The sequence below is a fragment of the Umezawaea sp. genome (assembly GCF_036375055.1).
In the GTDB taxonomy this organism is placed as follows: domain Bacteria; phylum Actinomycetota; class Actinomycetes; order Mycobacteriales; family Pseudonocardiaceae; genus Umezawaea.
Window position 1 is genome coordinate 13,909 of record NZ_DASUSQ010000132.1, and the last position, 21,379, is coordinate 35,287.

Sequence of the window (21,379 nt, forward strand, 5' to 3'; positions counted from 1 at the left end):
GTGTCACGGCCGCGGGGAGCCTGCGCGGCCGTCGTCGTCGGCCATGGCCGCGGTGAAGAGCCCGGTGTGGCGCAGCGTCGCGAATCCCCACAGCCCGACGATGTTCAGCACGAACACGAAGAGCAGCAAGGAGTGGGCGGTGATCAGCGTGGCCACGCCGAGCAGGGTCGCGGTCGTGCCGAGGACGGCACCCACTCGCATGGCCAGGTCGTCGGTGGCGCGGTGCCGGCCACCGACCGCCGCGGCGCTGACGCCGAGGGCGAAGCACACGGCCGCGACCACGCGCACGTCCCCGAGGAACGGCTGAGACGTCAGCTCGAGGTGCTCGGTGTACAAGGCGACGGCCGCGATGACCAGGACCGTCGCCCAGGTGTCCTTCACGTTCGGTCTCATGTGGACCTCCAGTCCCGGCCGGGCTTCGCCTTCAACGGTGTCGCGTCGCGGTGGGGTGGCACAGGGCCTTTGGTCCGCTCGACACCGGGCCGGTCAGCTCACACGGGGGGCGTTCACGCCGGCGGGCAGCACGACTACCGGCACGGTCGACCGCCGCGCGCACGCCGTGCTCACCGAACCGAGGACGGCCTTGCGCAGGCGTTCACCGCGATGGCTCGCGACGACCAGCAGAGCGGCGTCCTCCGAATGGCGGATCAGCACCTCCGCCGGGCCTCCTTCGGCGCTGACCTGCTCGATCGGCGGGGTCTCGCTCCGCCCGCCCACCACGGCGGCCACGGCCTTCGCCAGCTCGACCGCCGCCCAGTGCTCGGCTTCTCGCAGCGCGGCGAGAGCGGTGAGCCCCAGCGGCTCGAAGACCCACGCGCGGACGGCGCGCACGCCGCAGCCCCGCAGCAGTGCCTCGTCGAGCGCCCGGTCCAGTGCGCGCTGGGCCGCCTCCGACCCGTCGACACCCACCACGATCGGCTTCGGACCGCTCATCACGCCACTCCCTTCGGCTTCGCCCCGCCCCAACGGTCGTCGCATCGGCGAGGTGCGACGAGAGCCGGAAGTCACCGCCGACGGGGACCATTCGTCACTGCCGGATCCGGAGCGCCCGGACGACAGTGGGAGTCGCGATCGGGTGCACCGTTCCAGTCCGATGTGGAGGAGTGCCGTGGAGAACTCGCCCAAGACCATCGTGGTCGGCGTTGACGGATCACCCGCGAGCGCCGCCGCACTGCGGTGGGCGCTGGAGGAAGCGGTGCGCGGGGGAGCGGAGGTGGAGGCGATCACGACGCGCGAACGCGAACCGGCGTTCGCGCCCGCCACGTCGACGGGCTTCTTCCCGCACGGCGAGAAGCCGCACCGGCATCTGGTGCGCGAACTGCACGAGATGGTGCGGGACGTCTCCTCGCGGCTGGAGAACCCGCCGGAGGTGACCGAGGCGGTCCTGCTCGGTGATCCGGCGGTGGAGTTGGCGCGCATGTCGCACCACGCGGACCTGCTCGTGCTGGGCGCCCACGGTCACGGCAGGGCGGCCGGGATGCTGCTCGGCAGCGTCGTCTCCGAGTGCCTGCGCCACGCCGCCTGCCCCGTTGTGGTCATCCCGCCGGGTGCGGCTCGCTGATCCCGGAGACGGTGAGCGAAGCCCACACGTGCGCAGGCAGCGGGCCGCGGCCCACCGTCGCCGTCAACCCCAGTTCCCGAGCCTTGAGCCGGACCGCCTGAAGGGCGGCACCCGCGAGCAGCACATCACGCCTGCTGTCCCCCTCGGTCGACACGTGCAGCGTGACCGAGCCGCCGGTGTCGACCGGCCGCACCCGCGTTCCCTCCCAGTGGTTCGCCGCCACGAGAACAGGCAGCACGGCCGGGTCGGACGTCCCCCGCTCCTCCACCGCCTGTCGGCCAACAGCTGCCAGCACCGCGAGGAGGTCCGGCTTCGCCGCGTCCCTCGGCAGCGACACCTCGACCCGCCAACCGGCCGCACGGAGAGCCGCGTGGAGGTTGTGCAGGACACCGCCGCAGGTCAGCAAGCGGCCGATGCCGAGCCGGTCCCGGAACGAGTGGCGCGGCAGCTCGTAGAGGGCCACAGCGCGCCCGTGCGGTTCGAGCACCCACGGGTGCCCGCCGCCGTAGACCGGTGCGCTGCGCGCTGCGCGGACCAGCAGGTCCACCTCGCTGGAGCTCCACTCCGGTGTTTCGGTCCGCGTCCCGCGCACGTCGGCCACCTCCCCCCACCACGGTGCCGAGGAGCGCGGCGCGCCGACAGTGCGCCGAGTCCCCTCACGGGCGGCGATGGCCCCGTCCGGACGGGGCCCTTCGCCCCTCGCCCGGCCCCCTCGCCGGACTAGAGCATCGAGGGACCACAGACGAGGAGTTGACCACCATGAAGACCGCACAACGGATCATCGTCGGCATCGACGGCTCGCCCGCGAGCACCGCCGCCCTCGCCTGGGCGGTCCGCCAGGCCAAGTCCACCGGGCATTCGGTGCTGGCGGTGTCGGTGTGCAGGCTCGACGCCAAACCCCCGTCCAGCACACCGCTGCCGGTCACCCGGCCCGTGGGGAGCGACCCGTTCCGCGAGCAGCACGCGCGTGCCCTGCGGACAGCGGTCGAGCGGGTGGGCCAGGACGCCGACGGGGTGCTGGTCGACCAGCTCGTGCCGACCGGCGACCCCGGCAAGGTCCTGGTGGAACTGGCCGCCGAGGCCGACGCGCTCGTGCTCGGCGGCCACGGCTACCGCAAGTCGGGGCTGACCGTGATCGGGTCGGTGGCCGCGTACTGCCTGCGGCACGCGACCTGCCCGGTGACCGTGGTCCCGCCGGCCGCCGTCGATGCGGGCGGTCTGGTCACACCTGGGGCGGCGCAGGAGTTCCGCTGACCGTCGGGCCTCGGCGGGCAGAGTCCTTGGACCCTGTTCGCGCACGGTCGACACCGGCACCGTCACCACCGACGGCGTAATGTGCACTGGGGCTCAAACGCGTGACGGCAGGCCGGGGCCTGCGCTCTCTGGAGGTGGTGGGGGTGCCCACGAAGATCTTCCTGGTGGACGACCACGAGATCGTCCGTCGCGGTGTCGCGGAACTGCTCGGTGAGGAGGAAGACCTCCAGGTGATCGGTGAGGCGTCGTCGGTGACCGAGGCGCTCACCCGCGTCCCCGCCAGCGGCGCCGACGTGGCCGTGCTCGACATCCGGCTGCCCGACGGCAACGGCATCGAACTGTGCCGCGACCTGCGCTCCCGACTGCCCGACCTCAACGTGCTGATGCTGACCTCGTTCGCCGACGACGAGGCCCTGTTCGACGCGATCATGGCCGGGGCATCGGGTTTCGTGCTCAAGCAGATCCTCGGGGGCGACCTGGTCAACGCCGTGCGCACGGTGGCGAGCGGCCAGTCGCTGCTCGACGCGAAGTCGACGTCCGCGCTGCTCAACAGGATCCGCCGGGAACGCGAGACCGGCGACCCGCTGCGGACGCTGACCGACCAGGAGCGCACGGTGCTCGACCTCATCGGCGAGGGCCTGACCAACCGGCAGATCGCCGACCGCATGTTCCTGGCCGAGAAGACCATCAAGAACTACGTGTCGCACCTGCTCGCCAAGCTCGGGATGCAGCGCCGCACCCAGGCCGCCGTCTTCTCCAGCCAACTGCGCAAACCCGGCCAGATGTCCCCCGAGGAGTGAGATCAGCCCAGGGGCACCCGCCAGGTCACACGGGTGCCCCTGCCCGACTCGGAGGCCACCGACAAGGTGCCGTCGAACTGTTGAGCTCGGCTTTCGAGGTTGCGCAGGCCGCTGCGCGCGACGTCCTCCGGCATCCCGACCCCGTCGTCGACCACGGAGATGACCAAGTCCGCTCCGGCCTCGACCGTCACGGTGAGGGACGTGGCGTTCGCGTGCCGGACCGCGTTGGTCACCGCTTCGCGGATGACCGCCTCGACGTGCTCGGCCAGCTCGTCGGACACGGAGTTGTCGACCGTCCCGGACATCCGCACGGCCGGTGACAGGTCGGTGTGCTCGGTCAGCTCGGCGATCAGGTCCAGCAGCCGTCTGCGCAGGCCCACGCCCTCGTCGCCCGCGCTCTGGAGGTCGAAGATCGACGTGCGGATCTCCCGCACGGTCTGGTCGAGCTGCTCCACGGCGGTGGTCACCCGGCCGTGGACCTCCTTGTCGGTGATCCGGCGCAGGCTGCCCTGCAGGCTCATGCCCGTGACGAACAGCCGCTGGATCACGTGGTCGTGCAGATCGCGGGCGATGCGGTCGCGGTCCTCCAGCACGTCCAGCAGCCGCAGCGACCGCTGCTTCTCCGCCAGCTGCAACGCCAGCGCCGCCTGGTCGGCGAAGGAGGCGAGCACGGGCATCTGGTCGGCCACGAACGGTGGCTCGCCCTTGCTGCGCACGGCGACCAGCACACCCGTCACGACCGAGCCCGCGCGCATCGGCACCGCGATGCCGGGACCGAACTCGGTGGAGGCGTTGACGAACTCCTCCAGGGTTTCGACGACCTTGGGCACACCCGTCCGCAGGACCTCCTCGATGGTTGACTCGTGGTCGGGTGCGGTTGACCCGACGACTTCCTCCGCTTGCGGACCCGCACCAGCGGTGATGAACAGCCTGCTTTCCTCCGACAGCACGATCATCGAGGAGTGCGCGCCCGTGAGCTCCACCGTGCGCAGCGCGATCAGCTGGAGGGCGTCCTGGGCGGAGGCGCCGCCGAGCAGCTCGGAGTTGATCTCCGCGGTGGCCTCCAACCAGCGTTCCCGCAACCGGGACCGCTCGAACAGGCGCGCGTTCTCGATCGCCACCCCCGCCGCGGCCGCCAACGCCTGCAACACCACCTCGTCATCCGGGGTGAACTCCGACATCCCCTTCTTCTCGGTCATGTACAGGTTGCCGAAGATCTCGTCCCGCAACCGGATCGGCACACCCAGGAAGCTGTGCATCGGCGGGTGGTTGGGCGGGAAGCCCACCGACGCGTCGTGCTTGCTCAGGTCCAACAACCGGATCGCCCGAGGATCCTTGATCAGCAGACCCAGCAGACCCTTGCCCTCCGGCAGGTGCCCCATGTGCGACCGCGTCTCCGCGTCGATGCCCTCGTACACGAACGCCGACAGGTCGTCCCTGGTGCCCAACACCCCCAACGCCCCGTACCGCGCCCCCACCAGGTCCACCGCGACCTGCACGATCCGCTGCAACGTCGAGTCCAGCTCCAACCCCGACCCGACCGCCAGAACCGCGTCCAACAGGCTCTGCATCTGGTCCCGCGACGCCGCGATCTCCGTGAGCCGCTCCTGGACCTCGCCCAGCAGCTCATCCAGGCGCAGGCCGGCCAAGCTCACCTTCGCTCCACCACCGCTCGGATCAGGCCCGTAAACCATCTGTCTACCTCTTCCCCGACACACGTGGACGCGAACGTGCCGATCCACCCAGCCTGTCACGGTGGTTGTCGGGAGACCAGGTCACCAATCGCTCCACGATCGTTTCACGGAGGACGGCCCTGTCGGCAGAGGACCTTCGACGGTGTGCGCGTCCCCCATGACGAACGACAGTGGATCGTGACAGGTCAGCCGCCCCCTGTGCGACGAGGTGAGAAGTCATGAGTCCGGTAGTGCCGGCTTTGGGTCTGGCGGAGGGCGACGTCCGCGGCGTGCTCGAGGTCGCCGCACTGGCCCCGTCCATCCACAACAGCCAACCGTGGCGGTTCGCGCTGCACGCCGACCGGATCGAGTTGCACTGCGACCCGACCAAGCAGCTGCACGCGACCGATCCGGAATCCCGCGAACTGCGCCTGTCGTGCGGCGCCGCCCTGCTGAACATGCGACTCGCCCTGCAAGGACTGGGCATCCGGCCGCTGGTCACCCTGCTGCCCGGCCGGGAGGCCGAAGGAGCACTGGCCGTCGTCCGGCGCGGCGGGCGGTTCACCCCGACGGAGCAGAGCCGTTCGCTGCTCAAGGCGGTGCGGTCGCGCAGGACCAACCGCCACCCGTTCGTCGACAGCGAGGTCCCCGCCACGCACCGGCAGCACCTGGTCCGCGCCGCCGAGCAGGAACGGGCCTGGCTGCACGTGATGGCCACGCGCGAGGAGAAGGTGCGGTTGCGGGAGCTGATCGGACGGGCGCACCAGGAGCAGCTCGCCGATCCCCGCGTGCAGGCCGAACTGGTCGGCTGGACCGGGAACCGGGCCGACCCCGGCCACGGCGTGCCACCCGGCTCGGCCGGACCAACGCCCGCGCCCCAGGACGAGTGGGCACTGCGCGACTTCTCCCCCGGCACGGTGATCGACCGACCTTCCGGGAAGGACTACGAGCCGGACCCCTTCGTGGTGGTGCTCTGCTCCTTCTACGACGGGACGGCCGCCGAACTCCAAGCAGGCCAGGCCTTGCAGCGCGTGCTGCTGACCGCGACCGCGCTGGGGTTGTCGGCGTCCTTCCTGTCGCAGGTGGTCGAGGTGCGCCGGGTCCGGGAGGACCTGCGCCGCTCGCTCGGCGGTTCTCTCTTCCCGCAGACCGTGCTGCGCCTGGGTTTCGGGTCGCCCGTGCCAGCGACACCGCGCAGGCCGGTCGAGGAACTGGTCCTCGAACCCTGCACCACCGAATCGGGGTCCTGACCCCCGGTCCCGACCCGCAGGGCCTTTCGTCCCGCCGGAGGAGGTCAGGTGAGCTCTGCCGTCGCACAGGTCACCGCGCGACCGTTGAGGTGCCGGGCCCGTGCGAACACTGGAGCGCTCATGCACGACGAACCGAGTCCAGCAGACCGTGTCGAGGAACCCGGACGGTTCCCTCCGCCGGTGGTCGTGGGCAACGACGGGTCGCACTGGGGGCGAACAGCCCTGTGGTGGGCCGCCGAGCACGCGTGGCACACGGGCGCGGAGCTGGACGTCTGGCTGTGGGACCCGGCTTCCGAGGTTCCCGGCACGGTGCCCGCCAACAGCGGGCTGAACCACGTGACCAGCGACTTCCCCCTGCTGCGGGTGAGGGTGCACGAGTCGGGCCGCGACCCCGTGCGGGCCCTGGGAGCGGCGGGACGTGCCGCGGGCTTGATCGTGGTCGGCTACCAGGGGCACTCGACGAACCCGCTCCGCCTCGGCGGACTCGTGCTGCCCCTCGTCTGCCGGTCGACGTGCGACACCGTCGTCGTCCGCGGCAGGCCGACGGCGGTGCGCGGCGACAACCGGCGGATCACCGCGTTGATCAGCGGTGGCCAGGACGACGACCTGGTGATCACGCGAGCCGCGGCCATGGCGCTCGACCGCCGCGCCGCGCTGCGCGTGGTGCACGCGCTCCCCCTGCCGACGACCGGGGACGCTCTCGCCACCGATCACCAGTTCGTGCTCGACCACGCTGCCCGGCTGCTGGAGAAGCTCGACCAGCACCCGCCGCACACCGTCGTCCTGCTCCACGGCCAACCTCACGAGGCCGTCGCCCGCCACACCGACAGCGACCTGCTCGTGGTCGGCCCAGGAGACCAGCCCACCCGGACCGGCCGCTGCGGCTCGGTCACCAGATCGGCCCTGCACCAAGCTGCCTGTCCCGTCCTGGTCGTCCGGCATCCCCACGTGCTCGAACCACCCCGCCAAGTCGTCGGGCACCTCGCCCGCGCCTTGCACTGACCGTCCTCTGTCGACGGTGGATGCGGGACCTCAGCCCCGCTGAAGAGGACCTTCGACTCTCCGATGTCCAGGGCGGGCAGGGGAATCTGGGAGTGGGAACCGCGGATCACGTCGATCCGCCCAGTTGCCCGGACCGCAGAGCAGGAGGTGTTCGCGATGCCGCAGGACGCACCGGACCGCAGGACCATCGAGGCCGTGATCGCACTCGCGACCCGCGCGCCGTCGATCCACAACACCCAGCCGTGGCGGTGGGCGATCGGTGACAGCTCGGTGCACCTGTTCGCCGACCCCGAGCGCGCCCTGCCCACGACCGACCCGGACGGACGCGACCTGCTGATCAGCTGCGGCGCGGCGCTGCACCACCTGCGGGTCGGCTTCGCCGCACTCGGCTGGGCCACGGTCGTGCACCGCCTGCCCAACCCCGCCGAACCCGACCACCTGGCCGCGGTCACGTTCATCGCCCGGCAGGCGACCGCCGACGACATCGCGCTGGCCGCCGCCATCCCGCACCGCCGCACCGACCGCAGGCGCTTCAGCTCCTGGCCCGTGCCCGCCGCGATGGTGGACGTGCTGGCCGAGCGCGCGTCGTGCGAAGGCGTCGTCGCCGTGGCCGCCGAGGACCCGCGCGACCGGTTCCGGCTGACGGCGGCCATCACGATGGCCGCCTGGCAGCAGGGCATGGACGCCGCCTACTCCGCTGAACTCGCCGCGTGGGCAGGCCGGGGCTACGCCGCCGTGGACGGCGTGCCCGCGGCCAACACCCCGTCGACTCCGGTCCGGCACGGTGACGTGACGATGCGGACCTTCCCCGATGGCGCGCTCGACGCACCGCCGGCGGCGTCCGAGGAGGACTCGGGCGAACTGCTGGTGCTCGCCACGACCGCGGACGACCGGGTCTCCCGGCTGCGCGCCGGGGAGGCCCTGAGCGCCGTCCTGCTGGCCGCCACCGACTTCCGGCTCGCCACCTGCCCGCTCAGCCAGCCGATCGACTTCGGCCCGACCAGGGACGCGCTGCGCGAGGACGTGCTCGACGGCATCGCCTTCCCCCAGATCGTGCTCCGCGTCGGCTGGGTCCCGGTCGGCGGCGAACCGCTCCCCGCCACGCCCCGCCGTCCCACCGCCGAAGTGCTCGGCGGCTACCCGTCGGTGAAAGCCCCCCATCTCGGAGGTACCCGATGATCCGCCACCCCGGCCACGACGACGATCCGGTCGTCGTCGTGGCGACAGCCCGGCGCGACGCCGTCCGGTGGGCGGCGGGCTACGCCCACCGGCGCGGATCACCGCTGTTCGTCCTGCACCTCTCGCCGCTCGCGGCCGATCTGCTGGACGAACTGCGCGGGCGTCACCCCGGCCTGCGCGTCGACCACCGGTTCGTGGCCGACGCGCTCGGCGACGCGCTGGTCACCGAGTCCGAGCACGCCCACGCGATCGTGGTCGACGACTCCGGCGAGGAGAACTTCGACGGGGAGTCGGTGGTGACCGCGCTGAGCGCCATCGCCGGATGCCCCGTGGTCAGCGTTCCCCCCGGCGCCCGGTGGCAGGAACAGCCCGCGCCGGTGGTCGTCGGCGTCCACCACCGGGAGCGGACGCCGCAGAAGCTCGAGTTCGCCTTCGCCGAGGCCCAGCGGCTGGGCACGGGCGTCCGCCTGGTGCGCTGCACCTCACCGCGGCGGCCCGCGGACCTGGACGAACTGCTCGCCGAACTGGCCGCTCGCCACCCGGACGTGCCGGTGCACTCCGAGGTGCTCGCCGCGAGCGCGCCACGTGCGCTGGCGTGGCACGCCCACTTCGGCGCGATGGTCGTCGTCGGCTCGCGGCGCGGAGGAATCGTCCGCGGCGCGTTGTTCCGCTCGATCAAGCGCGCGGTCCTGCGCCACGGCGGCAGCCCCGTCGTGGTGATCGGCAGACAGGCCCGCCGGTCCGCGGCGGTGTCCGAACTCGGCAGTGCGAGGAGCTGAACCATGCGAGCGGAAGACGTCATGTCCAGTCCGGCCATCACGGTCCGACCCACCACACCGGTCAAGGCCGCCATCGGCCTGATCACCTCGCACGGGTTCACCGCGCTGCCCGTGGTGGACGACGACCGGCTGATCGGCATCGTCACGGAGGCCGACCTGGTGCGCGACCGCGTCATCCCCGACCCCCGCACGCTGATCTGGCGCGAGGACCCGACCCCGGCGGCACCACCCCCGGCCACGGTGGGTGAGGTGATGACCAGTCCGGCGATCGCGGTCCGGGTCGGCGCCGACATCGCCGAGGTGACGAAGGTGATGCTGGACGGCCACCTGCGCTGCACGCCCGTCGTCGACGGCGAGCGGCTCGTCGGCGTCGTGAGCCGCCGCGACCTGCTGCGCACGCTGGCGCGCGATGACGAGGCGATCGTGGCCGATGTTCGGCACGTGCTCGCGAGGTACGGCGGACACGGTCGCTGGGTCGTCTCCGTCGCGGACGGGGTGGTCGCGATCGTCGACGAGTTCGACAGCGCCGAGGACCGGCACGTCGCCTCCGTGCTGGCCCGGAGCGTCCCCGGCGTCCAAGCCGTCACGGTGTCGTCGCGGCTCGACGAGAAGGTCTGAACCGTCCGTCGCCCCCAGGTCGCAACGTCGACCTGGGGGGCGATTTCGCTGGTCCGCCTACCGGTCGTCGCAGCCGAGTTCGCCGTGCACGTCCACGACGCCGGGCAGGAGCCTGACCAGTGCGACTGCGCGGTCGACCTGATCGCGCCGCTCCAGCCATCCCGAGAGCCGCACCCGCCCGTCGCGGATGGAGGTGGTGACCGGGTGGGGGTCGATGCCGACGTCCTCGCGGAGCACCCCGAGCACGTCGGCCCGGACGTCGTCGTCCTCGCGCAGGTAGTCCCGGAGCAGGTCGCGTCGCGCGACCACACCGACCAGCACGCCGTCGCGGTCTACCACGAACAGCCGTCGCACGGTCGACTGGGCCAGCAGGCCGAGGGCTTCGCTCACCGGCGCGTCGGGGCGATGACGATCGCGGGTGTGGTCATGACGTGGCTCGCGGTGGCGCCGAAAGCCTTGCGCCACCGCGCCCGCCCGCCACCCGTCGTCGGCGCGGGAACGCTGCCGCCCCGGTACTCCCGGTCGGCGAGCAGGTCCGCCTCGGACACCACACCGGCAACCCGGCCGCCGTCGAGCACCGGGACGGCGCTGACCCCGTGCTCGACCAGCAGCGCGGTCACCTCCTTGACGGGCGTGCCCAGCTCCGCGGTGACGACCGGGCTGGTCATCACCGATGCCACGGTGGGTTCACCCACGGCTTCTCCTCCCGGTCACACCGCCAGCCTGGCCAAGTCGACCTGGTGGGCGATCTCGACGTCCTCCCCCGCCTTGATCAGCAGCACCCGCGTGCGCGCGGTCTCCGGGCCGACCACCCGGTCCCCCGTGCCGTGCCCGGCGTCCGGCACGACGGCGAGGCCCAGGTGGGCCAGACCGTCGACCAGTTCGGCCATCAGACCCGGCTGGTGCTCGGCGACTCCCCCGGTCAGCACGAGCGCGTCGAGGCGGTCGAGCGACACCCGTGCCGCGGCGATCTCCCGACGCAGCCGGTGCAGGTACACCCCGACCGCCAGGTCGGCGCGTTCGTCGCCCGCCGCACGAGCCGCGAGCACCTGCCGCACGTCGCCGGTGGTGCCCGACATCCCCGCCAGCCCGGACCGGCGGGTCAGCGCCGACTCGACCTCGTCCACCGACAGCCCGCTCGTGCGCAGGACGTGCAGCAGCAGGCCGGGGTCCAGACCGCCGGACCGGGTCGCCATCGCGACACCGTCCAGCGGCGTGAACCCCATCGAGGTGTCGACGCCACGCCCACCCGCAATCGCCGTGACGGACACGCCCGCGCCGATGTGGCAGCAGATCAGGTTCAGCTCACCGGCATCGCGGTCGAGCATCCCGGCGGCGGTCCGCAGCGCGTAGGCGCAGGACAGGCCGTGAAAACCGTAGCGGCGCAACCGGAACCGCTCCGTCCACTCGCGGGGCACCGGGTACGTCGTGGCGCGCGCCGGCATCCCGGCGTGGAACGCCGTGTCGAAGCAGCCCACGACCGGCACGCCCGGCAGCAGTTCGGCGACCAGCCGCGCCAACGCCAACGCCTTGGGCTGGTGCAGCGGGGCCAGCGGCACGAACTCCTCCAGCGCCCGCAACTCCGCCTCGTCCAACACCCGCGGCCCGTCCCGATCACCGCCGTGCACGACCCGCACGCCGACCGCGTCCACCGGTCCGGCGGCCGCCAGAACGTCCTGGAGCGGCCGCCGGGTAGGTGTGCCGTCCCAGTCCTGCTGCGTCCGCGAGTCGATCGGGACACCGTCGTCCACGACGGACAGCTTCAGGCTGGACGAGCCGGGGTTGACCACGAGTGTCCTCATCACCGGGTCCAGGTCCAGTCGCGGATCTCCGGCAGGTCCTCGCCGGTGCGGCGGATGTGGTTGTGGTGCGCGGTGTGCTTGTCCTGCAAGTGCTGCCGCAGGTGCCCGATCCGACCCGCCACCCTCGGCACCCGCTCCAGGGCGGCGAGCGCGAGGGTGTAGCGGTCGATCTCGTTGAGCACGCACATGTCGAACGGCGTGGTCGTGGTGCCGTTCTCGTGGAAACCGTGCACGTGCATCCGGTCGTGGCCGGGCCTGCGGTAGGTCAGCCGGTGGATCAGCCACGGGTAGCCGTGGTAGGCGAAGATCACCGGCGCGGTACCGGTGAAGATCTCCTCGTAGGCCTTGTCGGTGATGCCGTGCGGGTGCAGCTCCGCCGGGGCGAGCCTGGCGAGGTCGACCACGTTGACCACCCGGATGCGCAGGTCCGGCACCAGGCCGAGCAGGACCTCCACCGTGGCCAGGGTTTCCTGGGTCGGCACGTCCCCCGCGCAGGCCAGCACCACGTCCGTGTCGCCGTCGAGGTCGGTGCTGGCCCAGCTCCACACCCCGAGTCCCTGCTCGCAGTGCGCGACGGCCTCGTCGATGTCGAGGTACTGCAACGCGGGCTGCTTGCCGGAGACGATGACGTTGACCAGGCCACGGCTGCGCAGGCAGTGGTCGGCCACGGCGAGCAGGGTGTTGGCGTCCGGCGGCAGGTACACCCGCGCCACCTCGGGCCGCTTGTTCAGGACGTGGTCGACGAAGCCGGGGTCCTGGTGCGAGGCGCCGTTGTGGTCCTGCCGCCACACGTGCGAGGACAGCAGGATGTTCAGGCTCGGCACCGGACGCCGCCAGGGGATGTCGGCGGCGGTGTGCAGCCACTTGGCGTGCTGGGCGACCATCGAGTCGATCACGTGCGCGAACGCCTCGTAGCTCGACAGCATCCCGTGCCTGCCGGTGAGCAGGTAGCCCTCCAGCCAGCCCTCGCACAGGTGCTCCGAGAGCACCTCCAGCACCCGCCCGTCGGGAGCCAGGTGGTCGTCGCCGTCCTCGATCGACAGCCCCCACCGCCGGTCGGTCACCTCGAACACCGCGTCCAGCCGGTTGGAGGCGTGCTCGTCGGGCGAGAACAGCAGCAGGTTGCGCTGTTCGGCGTTGAGCACCACCGCGTCACGCAGGTAACGGCCGAGCACCCTGGTGGCCTCGCCGCGCTCACCTCCCGGCTTCGTGATCGTGACGGCGTGGTCGCCGACGTCGGGCAGGCGCAGAGCGTGCTGGGTGGCGCCGTGGGCGTGGGGGTTGGCGCTCATCCTGGAGTCGCCCGTCGGGTGCAGGGTGTCGATCAGCGGCGCGGGCGCACCGGTCGCGGTGAACAGCTCCTGCGGCCGGTAGGAGTGCATCCACTCCTCCAGCCGGGCCAGGTGTTCCTGGTTCTCCCGAACGGCGGTGAGCGGCACCTGGTGGGAGCGCCAGTTGCCCTCCACCTCGTGGCCGTCCACGGTGGAGGGACCGGTCCAGCCCTTGGGCGTGCGCAGCACGATCATCGGCCACCGGACGCGGCCGCGGTGCCCGCCCTCGCGGGCGTCCTGCTGGATCTGCTGGACCTGGTCCAAGCAGTCGTCCAGCGCGGCGGCGTAGGCCTCGTGGACCTCCATCGGGTCGCTGCCCGACACCACTATCGGGCGCCAGCCGTGGCCGCTGAGCAGTGCGCCGAGGTCGGCGTGGTCGAGCCGGGACAACACCGTCGGGTTGGCGATCTTGTAGCCGTTGAGGTGCAGCACCGGCAACACCGCCCCGTCGTGGACCGGGTCCAGGAACGCCGGGGCGTGCCAACTCGCCGCCAGCGGACCGGTCTCCGCCTCACCATCGCCGACCACGCAGGCCACCAGCAGGTCCGGGTTGTCCAACGCCGCACCGGTGGCGTGGGCCAGCGAGTAGCCCAGTTCACCGCCTTCGTGGATCGACCCCGGCAGGTGCGCCGAAGCATGACTGGGGACCCCGCCCGGGAAGGAGAACTGCCGGAACAGGCCGCGCATCCCATCCACATCCCGCGAGATGTGCGGGTACAGCTCGGAGTAGGTGCCCTCCAGCCACGCGGCCGAGTTCAAGCCCGCGGCCCCGTGGCCGGGTCCGGCGATGTAGAGGGCGCTCAGGTCCCGTTCCACGATCACCCGGTTGAGGTGCGCGTAGATCAGCGTCATGCCGGGCACGGTCCCCCAGTGCCCGAGCAGGCGCGGCTTGACGTGTTCGGGGAGCAGCGGCTCGCGCAGCAGCGGGTTGTCCAGCAGGTAGATCTGGCCCACGGACAGGTAGTTCGCCGCCCGCCACCACGCGTCCAGCCTGGTGAGCCAAGGCGTTTCGGGGGTTGCCGACCTGGCCGGGATGCCTGCCGCGGTGTCGGTGGACATGGGTGCTCCTGTTCGGGTCTGGGCTCCTGGGGTTCCTCGATTCAGAGACTGCTCGACTCGACGTGTGAGCGGCACCGCAGGCAGTCCCCTCTGCACCGGGACCTTCGACCCTGACCGTGCTTGGGCGACCCCAAAGTCCTGCCGGACGACGACGTTGTGCCCTGCCCGCCGACGGGGGCGCGGACCACGCTGGAAGCAGCGGATGACGGCTCCGAGCGTCATCACGAAGGCCGCCCGATGAGCGGTCGACGACCAAGGAGGATTCGATGTCCACCAAGCACATCCCCGTCCAGTCCCGCGGCGTGTCGCCGAGCGTTCAGACGGCTGTGCCGGCTGACCGCGCGGCCCGATCGCTGGCGGTCCTGCGCATCGTCACCGGTCTGACGTTCTTGTGGGCCTTCCTGGACAAGGCCTTCGGCCTCGGCTACAGCACCGTCTCCGAACGCGCCTGGATCAACGGCGGCTCCCCCACCAAGGGCTTCCTCAGCCACGTCGCCGTCGGCCCCCTGGAGTCCACCTTCCACAGCTGGGCGGGCGCTGCCTGGGCCGACTGGCTGTTCATGATCGGTCTGCTCGCCATCGGTGTCGCGCTGGTGCTGGGCATCGGCCTGCGCGTCGCCGCGGTCTCCACCGCCCTGATGATGCTGATGATGTGGGCCGCCGAATGGCCGCTGGCCCAGCACACCTCGGCAGGTGAGCCCAGCGGCTCCACCAACCCGCTGATCGACTACCACGTCATCTACGCCCTCGTCGCCATCGCACTGGCCTACGCCGCCGCGGGCAACACCTGGGGCCTGGGAAGGATGTGGGCGAAGCTGCCCTTCGTCCAGACCAACCAGTGGCTGCGCTGACAGCGCGGACCTGACCGGTGACCCGTGACGGTCACCGGTCGGGCCGCATCCCCGATCACGGTGTCGGATGGAGGCGTTCAACGATGATGTACTGGTACGGCAACGGAATGAACGGCTGGGGCTACGCGGTCATGACGATCGGGATGGTCCTGTTCTGGGCGGTCGCGATCCTCGGCGGTGTCGCCCTGGTGCGCCACCTCACCCGCCCGGCGGGCACGACCCGCGGCTCCGCCGCGGAGCAGGTCCTCGCCGAGCGGTTCGCTCGCGGCGAGGTCGATCAGGAGGAGTTCGAGCAGCGGCTCAAGGCGCTGCGCTCCTCGGTGTGAGTCGACGAACCGCTGGAAACGCGACCGTTGGAGGAGAAGTGGACCGGTTGAGCACCCTGGACGCGGCGTTCCTGGAGATCGAGGACGCAGATCCCCGCGCTTCACTGGCGATCGCGTCGGTGGCGGTGCTCGAAGGACCACCTCCCAGCCGCGACGAGTTCACCGCGTCGGTCGGCACGCGGCTCGCGGCGGTCCCCCGTGCCCGGCAGAAGGTCCGCCGCGTGCCCTGGGACCTCGGTCTGCCGCTATGGGTCGACGACCCGGAGTTCGACCTGTCCTACCACCTGCGACGCACCGCGCTGCCCGCGCCGGGCGACGACCGGGCGTTGACCGACCTCGTGGCCCGGATCATGGCCCAGCGGCTCGACCGCGACCGGCCGCTGTGGGAGAACTGGGTGGTCGAAGGCCTGGCAGGCGGGCGTTGGGCCATGCTGACGAAGGTGCACCACTGCCTCGTCGACGGCGTGGCCGGGACCCGCCTCTACAGCGCGGTGTTCGACGACTCGGCGCCACCCGCCCCGGACGAACTCGTGCCCCGGTCCGCGCCGGGCGCGGTCCAGCTCCTCGCGCGCGCTCTGGTCGACCTGGCCGTCAACCCGGTGGAGCAGGCACGGCTCCTGCTCCAGCTGCCCGCCAGGCTCGCGGGGCACGTCACCGACACCGTCAAGGGCGTCGCCGCGCTCGCGGGCGCGCTCGTTCCCGTCAGGGCGTCGTCGCTCTCCGGACCGATCGGCGTCCCCCGGCGCTACCGGGTGACCCGTGTCGCGCTGCCCGACGTGGTCGGGGTCGGCAAGAGGTTCGGCGTGACCGTGAACGACGTGGTGCTCGCCGCGATCACCACGGGGTTCCGCGCCCTGCTCCTGCACCGCGGCGAGACCCCGACGGCCGACAGCGTGCGGACGATGGTCCCGGTCTCCGTCCGCACGACGGACGACCTGGACAACCAGGTGTCCGTCCTGCTGCCGTTCCTCCCCGTCGAGCTGGACGACCCGGTGGACGTGCTGCGCGAGGTGCACGAGCGCACGCGAAAGCTCAAGGCGGACAAGGAGAGCGAGGCGGGTGCGGCCCTCACCGCGCTCGCGGGGCACGAGCCGCACGCACCGCTGTCGTGGGGAATCCGGCTCGTGGGCGCGCTGCCGCAGCGCACCGTCGTCACCGTGACCACGAACGTGCCCGGCCCGCCGGTGCCCGTGCGGGTGCTCGGGAGACCGATCGTCGACATCCTCCCCTACGTCCCGATCGCACTCCGGCTGCGGACGGGTGTGGCGGTGCTCAGCTACGCGGGGACGCTGGCCATCGGCATCACGGCCGACTACGACAGCACCCCGGACATCGACTTGCTGGTCGGCACCGTGGAGAGCACCGTCAAGTCCTTCATCGTTTCCGCCGCTCTGGTCGACCCGGCACCGTCGATCCGGGCCGGCGGCTGAGGGTGTGCGGACACCTGCGGCGAAGCCGGAGGTGTCCGCCTGCGCGGGGCCACGGACCCCGTTCGACCCTCCGTGGCGGAGGTGGGCCGGGGACGTGGAGTTCAAGGCCGAGAACGGTGTGACGTCCACCCGTCGGAGTAGTCCGGTGGTGAACCGGGTGGTGCTGCTCCTGCTCGGCTCGGCGGCACGTCGGCTGGTGGGCCGGAAGGTGTGCGGGTTGCGCTGCCGCACGGTGGGCGGCGCCATCGTCGGACTGCCCGTGCGGTGCGTCTGCGACGGCGACCGGTTGGTCGTGGTCGCGGGTGGGGCGTCGGGCGAGCGGTGGTGGCCGCACTTCCGCGCCGACGCGCCCGTCGAGGTGCCGGTGGGCGGCGACCGGGTCACCGGGTCGGCCGTCGTCCTGCGCGGAGCCCAGCACCGCGTGGCGCTGAACGCCTGTCGCGGCGCCTTCCCCCGCGTGACCGCCGACGCCGAGGTCGTGGCGATCACGGTCGACCAACCCCCTGCTGCGGGACTCGGCGCTCCTGCGCCACCACGTGCCGCGGGCGGGCAGCTGGATCGCCACCACCGCGGCCGCCTGGCTGCTCGGACCGGCCGCCTTCGTCGGGTTCGCCACGCCGCTGTGGCAGCCCGGCCAGCCCCTCCCGCTGACTGTGCTGATCGGTGTCGCAGGGGTCTGCTGATGGCCGCGACCACCACAGTCACCGGGTACGCCCTGCACCGCCTGCTCCCCGCACCGGTGAACCCTGGCCGATCCACCGGTGCTCACCAGGGGTTCCGGAGCACCCCGAAACCCTCCTCGACGTAGTCCCCCTGGACGTGTGTGCTCGTCGAGGTGCCACTGCTCCGAGGCGAACGACGAACCAGCGGGCACGCGCGGTGACGCGAGCCCGCGGGAACGACTGAACGGTGAGACCTGTCGAGATCGCGTTGCTGACCGCGGAAGTGATCGGTTTCGCCCCGGTGGTGCTCCCGCTGCTCGGCGCTCCCCGGTGGCCGCGCCACGGGGTGTTCCTGCCCCTGCCCGTCGCGGGGCTTCAAGTCCTCGTCGAGGGGACGCGCTGGCAACTGGTCCCGGCCTACGTCCTGGGCGGGGTGCTCGTCGTCCTCGGCCCGGTCCAGCCGGCACGCCGAGACGGCCGGAAAACCGGCAGAACACGCCGGCTCTCCCCAGGGGTGGGTGCAGCGACGGGCGTTCTCGCTCTGACGGCGTCCGCGGTGCTGCCGACCGTTGTCCCGGTATTCCGCTTCCCGCCGCCGACCGGCCCCTACGGTATCGGCACGCTCACCTACCACTGGGCGGACACCGACCGCCGCGAAGTGTTCACCGCCGACCCCGGAGACCACCGTGAAGTGGTGGTGCAGCTCTGGTACCCGGCTCGCGTCGACGCCTCCGCACCGCGCGCCGCCTACGTGCCCGACTCGCAAGCACTGGCACCGCTGGCGCGCCTGGTCGGTCTGCCGGGATTCACCCTTTCGCACCTGGAGCACGTCACCACCAACGCCGTGCACGCCGCACCGGTGGCCGACGCCGACCACGCCTACCCCCTGCTCGTCCTGGCGACCGGTCGCGGTGGCTACCGGCAGCACAACACCCCGGGTGTGGAGGAACTGGTGTCGCGCGGACACGTCGTCGCCGGCATCGACCACCCGTGCTCCGGCGCGGCGGTGGTGTTCCCCGACGGTCGCGTCGCTTCCTCCGACCAGCGCACGTTCGACCACGATCTCGTCGACTCGATCGTCCCCTTCCTAGCCCAAGACTCCCTGTTCACCCTCGATCAGGTGACCTCGCTCAACCGGGCCGACCCTCGAGACATCCTCACCGGGCGGATCGACCTGGACCACGTCGGCCTGTCACTGGGCGGCGAGACAGCCGCCGAGGGGTGCAGGCTGGACCCCCGTTTCCGGGCGTGCCTGCCGATGGACGTGTGGATGCCGCCCAGTGTGGTCGACGCCGGTCTCGAGCAGCCGACCACGTGGCTGACCCGCGACGCCGCGACCACGCGGCTCGAAGGCTGGACCGAACCGGACATCGTCCGAACGTTGGACACCGTGCGGGCCGTGTACGAGAACCCGCGTGCGGACGGCTACTTCATCCACGTGCCAGGCGTGTTCCACCCGGACCTCGGCGACACCCAACTACTCTCGCCGCTCGTCCGCGCGCTGGGCATCAGCGGACCGGTGGACGGCGAACGCGCCCACGCCATCGTCAACACCTACACTACGGCCTTCTTCGACCGCTACCCGAAGGGCGAGCCGTCGGCCCTGCTCGACGGCCCCGTCGAGGAATATCCCGACGTGATCTTCGCGCACCGCACCGGCAGCGCGTGACCGCTGCCGCCCCCGCGTCACGGGCGCGAAGGTCAACAGCGATCATCCGGATGACGCAGGCGCTCGGCGACGAAGCCGACGGTCGAGCACGTGCGACTCGAGTCCTCCTGCCAAGCCTGCGTGGGGACCCATGCCGCTCAGCTCCTCCCGGCCCTCACGGACGCGCTGTGGTCGGGCACGAACGTCTGCAGGTGGCGCGGCGCCCGCAGGTAGCCGGTGGACACGGGTCTGCCCGGCAGTTCCAGCGCGGGCGGGCGGACGTCGTGGTAGTCGATGCCGGACAGCAGGTGCGCGATCACGTTCAGGCGGGCCCGCCGCTTGTCGTCGCCGTCGACCACGAACCAGGGGGACTCCGCGATGTCGGTGTGCACCAGCATCTCGTCCTTGGCGCGCGAGTAGTCCTCCCAGCGCGAGAGCGACTCCAGGTCGACCGGGGACAGCTTCCAGCGGCGCATCGGGTCCTCGAGCCTGCGGCGGAACCGCTGCTCCTGCTCGGTGTCGCTGACCGAGAACCAGTACTTGCGCAGCAGGATCCCGTCCTCAACGAGCAACCGCTCGAAGATCGGGCACTGTTGCAGGAACCTGCGGTGCTCCTCGGGGGTGCAGTACCCCATGACCCGTTCGACGCCCGCGCGGTTGTACCAGCTCCGGTCGAGCAGGACGATCTCACCCGCGGCGGGCAGGTGCTCGACGTAGCGCTGGAAGTACCACTGGGACCGCTCGCGTTCCGTCGGTTTCGGCAGCGCCACGATCCGGGCGACGCGCGGATTGAGGTGCTCGGTGATCCGCTTGATCGCACTGCCCTTCCCCGCCGCGTCCCGCCCCTCGAACACGACCACCAGCCGCGCGCCCTCGGCCCGGACCCATTCCTGCAGCTTCACCAGTTCGGCCTGCAACCGGTACAACTCGCGCTCGTAGGGTTCGCGGCGCATCCGCTTGCCCGCCATCACCCTGGCTCCTCGTTCCGCGCGAGCAGTCGGAGCAGGTCACCTCGGGTCACCACGCCCACGAGTTCGTCGTCACCGAGGACGAAAAGCCTGCGCACCCCGGATTCCGCCAGTCGCCGCGCGGCCAAGCCGACCGGGTCCTTCCGGTCGACGGTGACCACCGGGCGGGTCATCACCTGCCAGGCGACGAGTCCGCCTGCCTTGCGCAGCCTGCTTTTGGCGGCCCGGCTCGTCGGAGGAACCGCGGACCGCCCGCCGAACTCGATCCGAGCGACCAGGTCGGCCTCGGACACCACCCCCGCGACGAGACCGAGGTCGTCGATGACCGGCACCGCGCCGAAGCGGTGCTCCGACAGCGTCCGGACGATGTCCTCGACGGGGGTGTCGATGCCGACGGTGACGACCTCGTCGGTCATCACCGAGTTGACGGTCGCTTCAGCCATGCCGGTCCTCCGGTCCTCGTCGCCTAGCGACGTCGTCGTGTCCACTCGGGTTCGACCGCCGCCCATTCGGCTTCCCACCGCCGGGCGTTCCGCCGCCTGTTGAGGTGGACGGTCAGCAGGTGCGCGGAGCACAGCGCGCACACGAGCCCCAGCAACATCGTCGCCGTCCAGCCGATGGCGGTGATCACCGCACCCTCCGACGTGAGCGGCGGGGTGGTGACCGCCCCGTTCTCGTCGATCCACACCAGGACCGTGCTGCCGGTCTTCAGGTCGTAGGCCGCGGTGACCCCGCCCTGCCGCGGTGTGCCGTCCGGCGACTGCCATGACGCTCGGACCACCGGGCCGGTCACCCCGGTCGCGACATGCGTTCCGGTGTCCTCCAGCAGGGTGGCCTCTACCTGGTGGCGGGTGCGCAGCTGCTCGGCCGAGCTGACCGACTCCCGCGCGTACACCTCGGAGCCGGTCGCCGCGGCGATCGGCACGCCGAGCAGGGCGATCAGGAGTGCCGTCATGAACACCGCGCTCTCGACGCGGTCGCTCGTCCGCGTGAGGGGGTTGCGTCCGTGGAACACGCGCCTCGCCAGGCGCGCGGCCGGTGACATCGACTGGGTGCTCACGACTTCCTCCCTCGGTTGCTCGGCAACCAGGGTTCTCCGCGCGGCGGCGCGGTCACAGGGTCGCCCGTCGGACCGGTTCGCGCGGCACGTCCTGTGACGACAAGGTCTTTGGTCCCTCGGCCTGGC

The 21,379-nt window shown here is 71.7% G+C and carries 24 protein-coding genes; 13 read left to right on the forward strand and 11 right to left on the reverse strand.

Annotated elements, in window-relative coordinates:
• Nucleotides 1-3: 3 nt before the first annotated feature.
• A complete protein-coding gene (locus tag VFZ92_RS32900) occupies nucleotides 4-393 on the reverse strand; it encodes a hypothetical protein (protein ID WP_330880160.1) in 390 nt (129 codons plus the stop codon).
• A gap of 93 nt (nucleotides 394-486) precedes the next feature.
• The gene (locus VFZ92_RS32905) at nucleotides 487-933 is read right to left on the reverse strand and encodes a universal stress protein (protein WP_330880162.1); all 447 of its coding nucleotides are present in this window, start codon (nucleotides 931-933) and stop codon (nucleotides 487-489) included.
• Between the two features lie 175 nt (nucleotides 934-1,108).
• Here VFZ92_RS32905 and VFZ92_RS32910 point away from each other — a divergent pair, with 175 nt between their 5' ends.
• Nucleotides 1,109-1,561, forward strand: coding sequence for a universal stress protein (locus VFZ92_RS32910; protein ID WP_330880164.1), 453 nt, complete (start codon nucleotides 1,109-1,111; stop codon nucleotides 1,559-1,561).
• Here VFZ92_RS32910 and VFZ92_RS32915 read toward each other — a convergent pair.
• A complete protein-coding gene (locus tag VFZ92_RS32915) occupies nucleotides 1,536-2,153 on the reverse strand; it encodes a hypothetical protein (protein ID WP_330880166.1) in 618 nt (205 codons plus the stop codon). The two genes, VFZ92_RS32910 and VFZ92_RS32915, sit on opposite strands and share 26 nt — an antisense overlap.
• A 167-nt stretch (nucleotides 2,154-2,320) precedes the next feature.
• On the opposite strand from VFZ92_RS32915, the gene VFZ92_RS32920 reads away from it, so the two are divergent.
• Nucleotides 2,321-2,815 carry a universal stress protein gene (locus tag VFZ92_RS32920; RefSeq protein ID WP_330880168.1) on the forward strand — a complete coding sequence of 165 codons (495 nt, stop codon included), beginning with the start codon at nucleotides 2,321-2,323 and terminating at the stop codon, nucleotides 2,813-2,815.
• 143 nt (nucleotides 2,816-2,958) lie between these two features.
• Nucleotides 2,959-3,615, forward strand: coding sequence for a response regulator transcription factor (locus VFZ92_RS32925; protein ID WP_330880170.1), 657 nt, complete (start codon nucleotides 2,959-2,961; stop codon nucleotides 3,613-3,615).
• Between the two features lie 2 nt (nucleotides 3,616-3,617).
• Here VFZ92_RS32925 and VFZ92_RS32930 read toward each other — a convergent pair whose 3' ends face one another.
• Nucleotides 3,618-5,309, reverse strand: a complete 1,692-nt coding sequence (locus VFZ92_RS32930) for a GAF domain-containing protein (protein WP_330880172.1) — start codon at nucleotides 5,307-5,309, stop codon at nucleotides 3,618-3,620.
• A 218-nt stretch (nucleotides 5,310-5,527) separates the two neighbouring features.
• On the opposite strand from VFZ92_RS32930, the gene VFZ92_RS32935 reads away from it, so the two are divergent.
• From VFZ92_RS32935 to VFZ92_RS32955, 5 genes are all read left to right on the forward strand, one after another.
• Nucleotides 5,528-6,538: an Acg family FMN-binding oxidoreductase gene (locus VFZ92_RS32935; RefSeq protein WP_330880174.1), complete on the forward strand. Its 1,011-nt coding sequence runs from the start codon at nucleotides 5,528-5,530 to the stop codon at nucleotides 6,536-6,538.
• A gap of 180 nt (nucleotides 6,539-6,718) precedes the next feature.
• A complete protein-coding gene (locus VFZ92_RS32940; RefSeq protein WP_330880176.1) occupies nucleotides 6,719-7,540 on the forward strand; it encodes a universal stress protein in 822 nt (273 codons plus the stop codon).
• 156 nt (nucleotides 7,541-7,696) lie between these two features.
• A complete protein-coding gene (locus VFZ92_RS32945) occupies nucleotides 7,697-8,719 on the forward strand; it encodes an Acg family FMN-binding oxidoreductase (RefSeq protein ID WP_330880178.1) in 1,023 nt (340 codons plus the stop codon).
• Nucleotides 8,716-9,498, forward strand: coding sequence for a universal stress protein (locus VFZ92_RS32950; protein WP_330880180.1), 783 nt, complete (start codon nucleotides 8,716-8,718; stop codon nucleotides 9,496-9,498). The genes VFZ92_RS32945 and VFZ92_RS32950 overlap by 4 nt, the downstream gene beginning before the upstream one ends.
• A 3-nt stretch (nucleotides 9,499-9,501) precedes the next feature.
• Complete coding sequence (locus tag VFZ92_RS32955) at nucleotides 9,502-10,116, forward strand: CBS domain-containing protein (protein WP_330880182.1); 615 nt, start codon at nucleotides 9,502-9,504, stop codon at nucleotides 10,114-10,116.
• Between the two features lie 57 nt (nucleotides 10,117-10,173).
• Here the strand turns inward: VFZ92_RS32955 and VFZ92_RS32960 are convergent, their stop codons facing one another.
• Genes VFZ92_RS32960 through VFZ92_RS32975 form a run of 4 tightly spaced genes read right to left on the reverse strand, consistent with a single transcriptional unit; the run spans nucleotide 10,174 to nucleotide 14,308 of the window.
• Nucleotides 10,174-10,506, reverse strand: coding sequence for a BON domain-containing protein (locus VFZ92_RS32960; RefSeq protein WP_330880184.1), 333 nt, complete (start codon nucleotides 10,504-10,506; stop codon nucleotides 10,174-10,176).
• Complete coding sequence (locus VFZ92_RS32965; protein ID WP_330880186.1) at nucleotides 10,503-10,811, reverse strand: CBS domain-containing protein; 309 nt, start codon at nucleotides 10,809-10,811, stop codon at nucleotides 10,503-10,505. The genes VFZ92_RS32960 and VFZ92_RS32965 overlap by 4 nt, the downstream gene beginning before the upstream one ends.
• A gap of 15 nt (nucleotides 10,812-10,826) precedes the next feature.
• On the reverse strand, nucleotides 10,827-11,918 hold the full coding sequence (locus tag VFZ92_RS32970) for an acetate kinase (RefSeq protein ID WP_330880188.1): 1,092 nt from the start codon (nucleotides 11,916-11,918) through the stop codon (nucleotides 10,827-10,829).
• Nucleotides 11,918-14,308, reverse strand: coding sequence for a phosphoketolase family protein (locus VFZ92_RS32975; RefSeq protein ID WP_330880190.1), 2,391 nt, complete (start codon nucleotides 14,306-14,308; stop codon nucleotides 11,918-11,920). The genes VFZ92_RS32970 and VFZ92_RS32975 overlap by 1 nt, the downstream gene beginning before the upstream one ends.
• 266 nt (nucleotides 14,309-14,574) lie before the next feature.
• Here VFZ92_RS32975 and VFZ92_RS32980 point away from each other — a divergent pair, with 266 nt between their 5' ends.
• The 5 genes from VFZ92_RS32980 (at nucleotide 14,575) to VFZ92_RS33000 (ending at nucleotide 19,246) form a co-directional block, all read left to right on the forward strand.
• A complete protein-coding gene (locus VFZ92_RS32980; protein ID WP_330880192.1) occupies nucleotides 14,575-15,159 on the forward strand; it encodes a DoxX family membrane protein in 585 nt (194 codons plus the stop codon).
• An 83-nt stretch (nucleotides 15,160-15,242) separates the two neighbouring features.
• Nucleotides 15,243-15,485: an SHOCT domain-containing protein gene (locus tag VFZ92_RS32985; RefSeq protein WP_330880194.1), complete on the forward strand. Its 243-nt coding sequence runs from the start codon at nucleotides 15,243-15,245 to the stop codon at nucleotides 15,483-15,485.
• A 38-nt stretch (nucleotides 15,486-15,523) separates the two neighbouring features.
• Nucleotides 15,524-16,915 carry a wax ester/triacylglycerol synthase family O-acyltransferase gene (locus tag VFZ92_RS32990; RefSeq protein ID WP_330880196.1) on the forward strand — a complete coding sequence of 464 codons (1,392 nt, stop codon included), beginning with the start codon at nucleotides 15,524-15,526 and terminating at the stop codon, nucleotides 16,913-16,915.
• 94 nt (nucleotides 16,916-17,009) lie between these two features.
• Complete coding sequence (locus VFZ92_RS32995; RefSeq protein WP_330880198.1) at nucleotides 17,010-17,723, forward strand: hypothetical protein; 714 nt, start codon at nucleotides 17,010-17,012, stop codon at nucleotides 17,721-17,723.
• 101 nt (nucleotides 17,724-17,824) lie between these two features.
• Entirely contained in the window at nucleotides 17,825-19,246 is a 1,422-nt protein-coding gene (locus tag VFZ92_RS33000; RefSeq protein WP_330880200.1) for a hypothetical protein, read from the forward strand.
• 137 nt (nucleotides 19,247-19,383) lie between these two features.
• Here VFZ92_RS33000 and ppk2 read toward each other — a convergent pair whose 3' ends face one another.
• Genes ppk2 through VFZ92_RS33015 form a run of 3 tightly spaced genes read right to left on the reverse strand, consistent with a single transcriptional unit; the run spans nucleotide 19,384 to nucleotide 21,253 of the window.
• Nucleotides 19,384-20,193 carry a polyphosphate kinase 2 gene (gene ppk2 / locus VFZ92_RS33005; protein ID WP_330880202.1) on the reverse strand — a complete coding sequence of 270 codons (810 nt, stop codon included), beginning with the start codon at nucleotides 20,191-20,193 and terminating at the stop codon, nucleotides 19,384-19,386.
• Complete coding sequence (locus VFZ92_RS33010) at nucleotides 20,193-20,636, reverse strand: CBS domain-containing protein (protein WP_330880204.1); 444 nt, start codon at nucleotides 20,634-20,636, stop codon at nucleotides 20,193-20,195. Before VFZ92_RS33010 ends, ppk2 begins: the two co-directional genes overlap by 1 nt.
• A gap of 23 nt (nucleotides 20,637-20,659) precedes the next feature.
• A complete protein-coding gene (locus tag VFZ92_RS33015) occupies nucleotides 20,660-21,253 on the reverse strand; it encodes a hypothetical protein (RefSeq protein WP_330880206.1) in 594 nt (197 codons plus the stop codon).
• Nucleotides 21,254-21,379: the final 126 nt, after the last annotated feature.

What these genes read in the sequence shown, in the direction of transcription:
- VFZ92_RS32900 (WP_330880160.1), bottom strand. Translation starts at nt 393, where the DNA reads ATGAGACCGAACGTGAAGGACACCTGGGCGACGGTCCTGGTCATCGCG.
- VFZ92_RS32905 (WP_330880162.1), bottom strand. Translation starts at nt 933, where the DNA reads ATGAGCGGTCCGAAGCCGATCGTGGTGGGTGTCGACGGGTCGGAGGCG.
- VFZ92_RS32920 (WP_330880168.1), top strand. Translation starts at nt 2,321, where the DNA reads ATGAAGACCGCACAACGGATCATCGTCGGCATCGACGGCTCGCCCGCG.
- VFZ92_RS32930 (WP_330880172.1), bottom strand. Translation starts at nt 5,309, where the DNA reads ATGGTTTACGGGCCTGATCCGAGCGGTGGTGGAGCGAAGGTGAGCTTG.
- VFZ92_RS32935 (WP_330880174.1), top strand. Translation starts at nt 5,528, where the DNA reads ATGAGTCCGGTAGTGCCGGCTTTGGGTCTGGCGGAGGGCGACGTCCGC.
- VFZ92_RS32945 (WP_330880178.1), top strand. Translation starts at nt 7,697, where the DNA reads ATGCCGCAGGACGCACCGGACCGCAGGACCATCGAGGCCGTGATCGCA.
- VFZ92_RS32950 (WP_330880180.1), top strand. Translation starts at nt 8,716, where the DNA reads ATGATCCGCCACCCCGGCCACGACGACGATCCGGTCGTCGTCGTGGCG.
- VFZ92_RS32955 (WP_330880182.1), top strand. Translation starts at nt 9,502, where the DNA reads ATGCGAGCGGAAGACGTCATGTCCAGTCCGGCCATCACGGTCCGACCC.
- VFZ92_RS32970 (WP_330880188.1), bottom strand. Translation starts at nt 11,918, where the DNA reads ATGAGGACACTCGTGGTCAACCCCGGCTCGTCCAGCCTGAAGCTGTCC.
- VFZ92_RS32975 (WP_330880190.1), bottom strand. Translation starts at nt 14,308, where the DNA reads ATGTCCACCGACACCGCGGCAGGCATCCCGGCCAGGTCGGCAACCCCC.
- VFZ92_RS32980 (WP_330880192.1), top strand. Translation starts at nt 14,575, where the DNA reads ATGTCCACCAAGCACATCCCCGTCCAGTCCCGCGGCGTGTCGCCGAGC.
- VFZ92_RS32985 (WP_330880194.1), top strand. Translation starts at nt 15,243, where the DNA reads ATGATGTACTGGTACGGCAACGGAATGAACGGCTGGGGCTACGCGGTC.
- ppk2 (WP_330880202.1), bottom strand. Translation starts at nt 20,193, where the DNA reads ATGGCGGGCAAGCGGATGCGCCGCGAACCCTACGAGCGCGAGTTGTAC.
- VFZ92_RS33010 (WP_330880204.1), bottom strand. Translation starts at nt 20,636, where the DNA reads ATGGCTGAAGCGACCGTCAACTCGGTGATGACCGACGAGGTCGTCACC.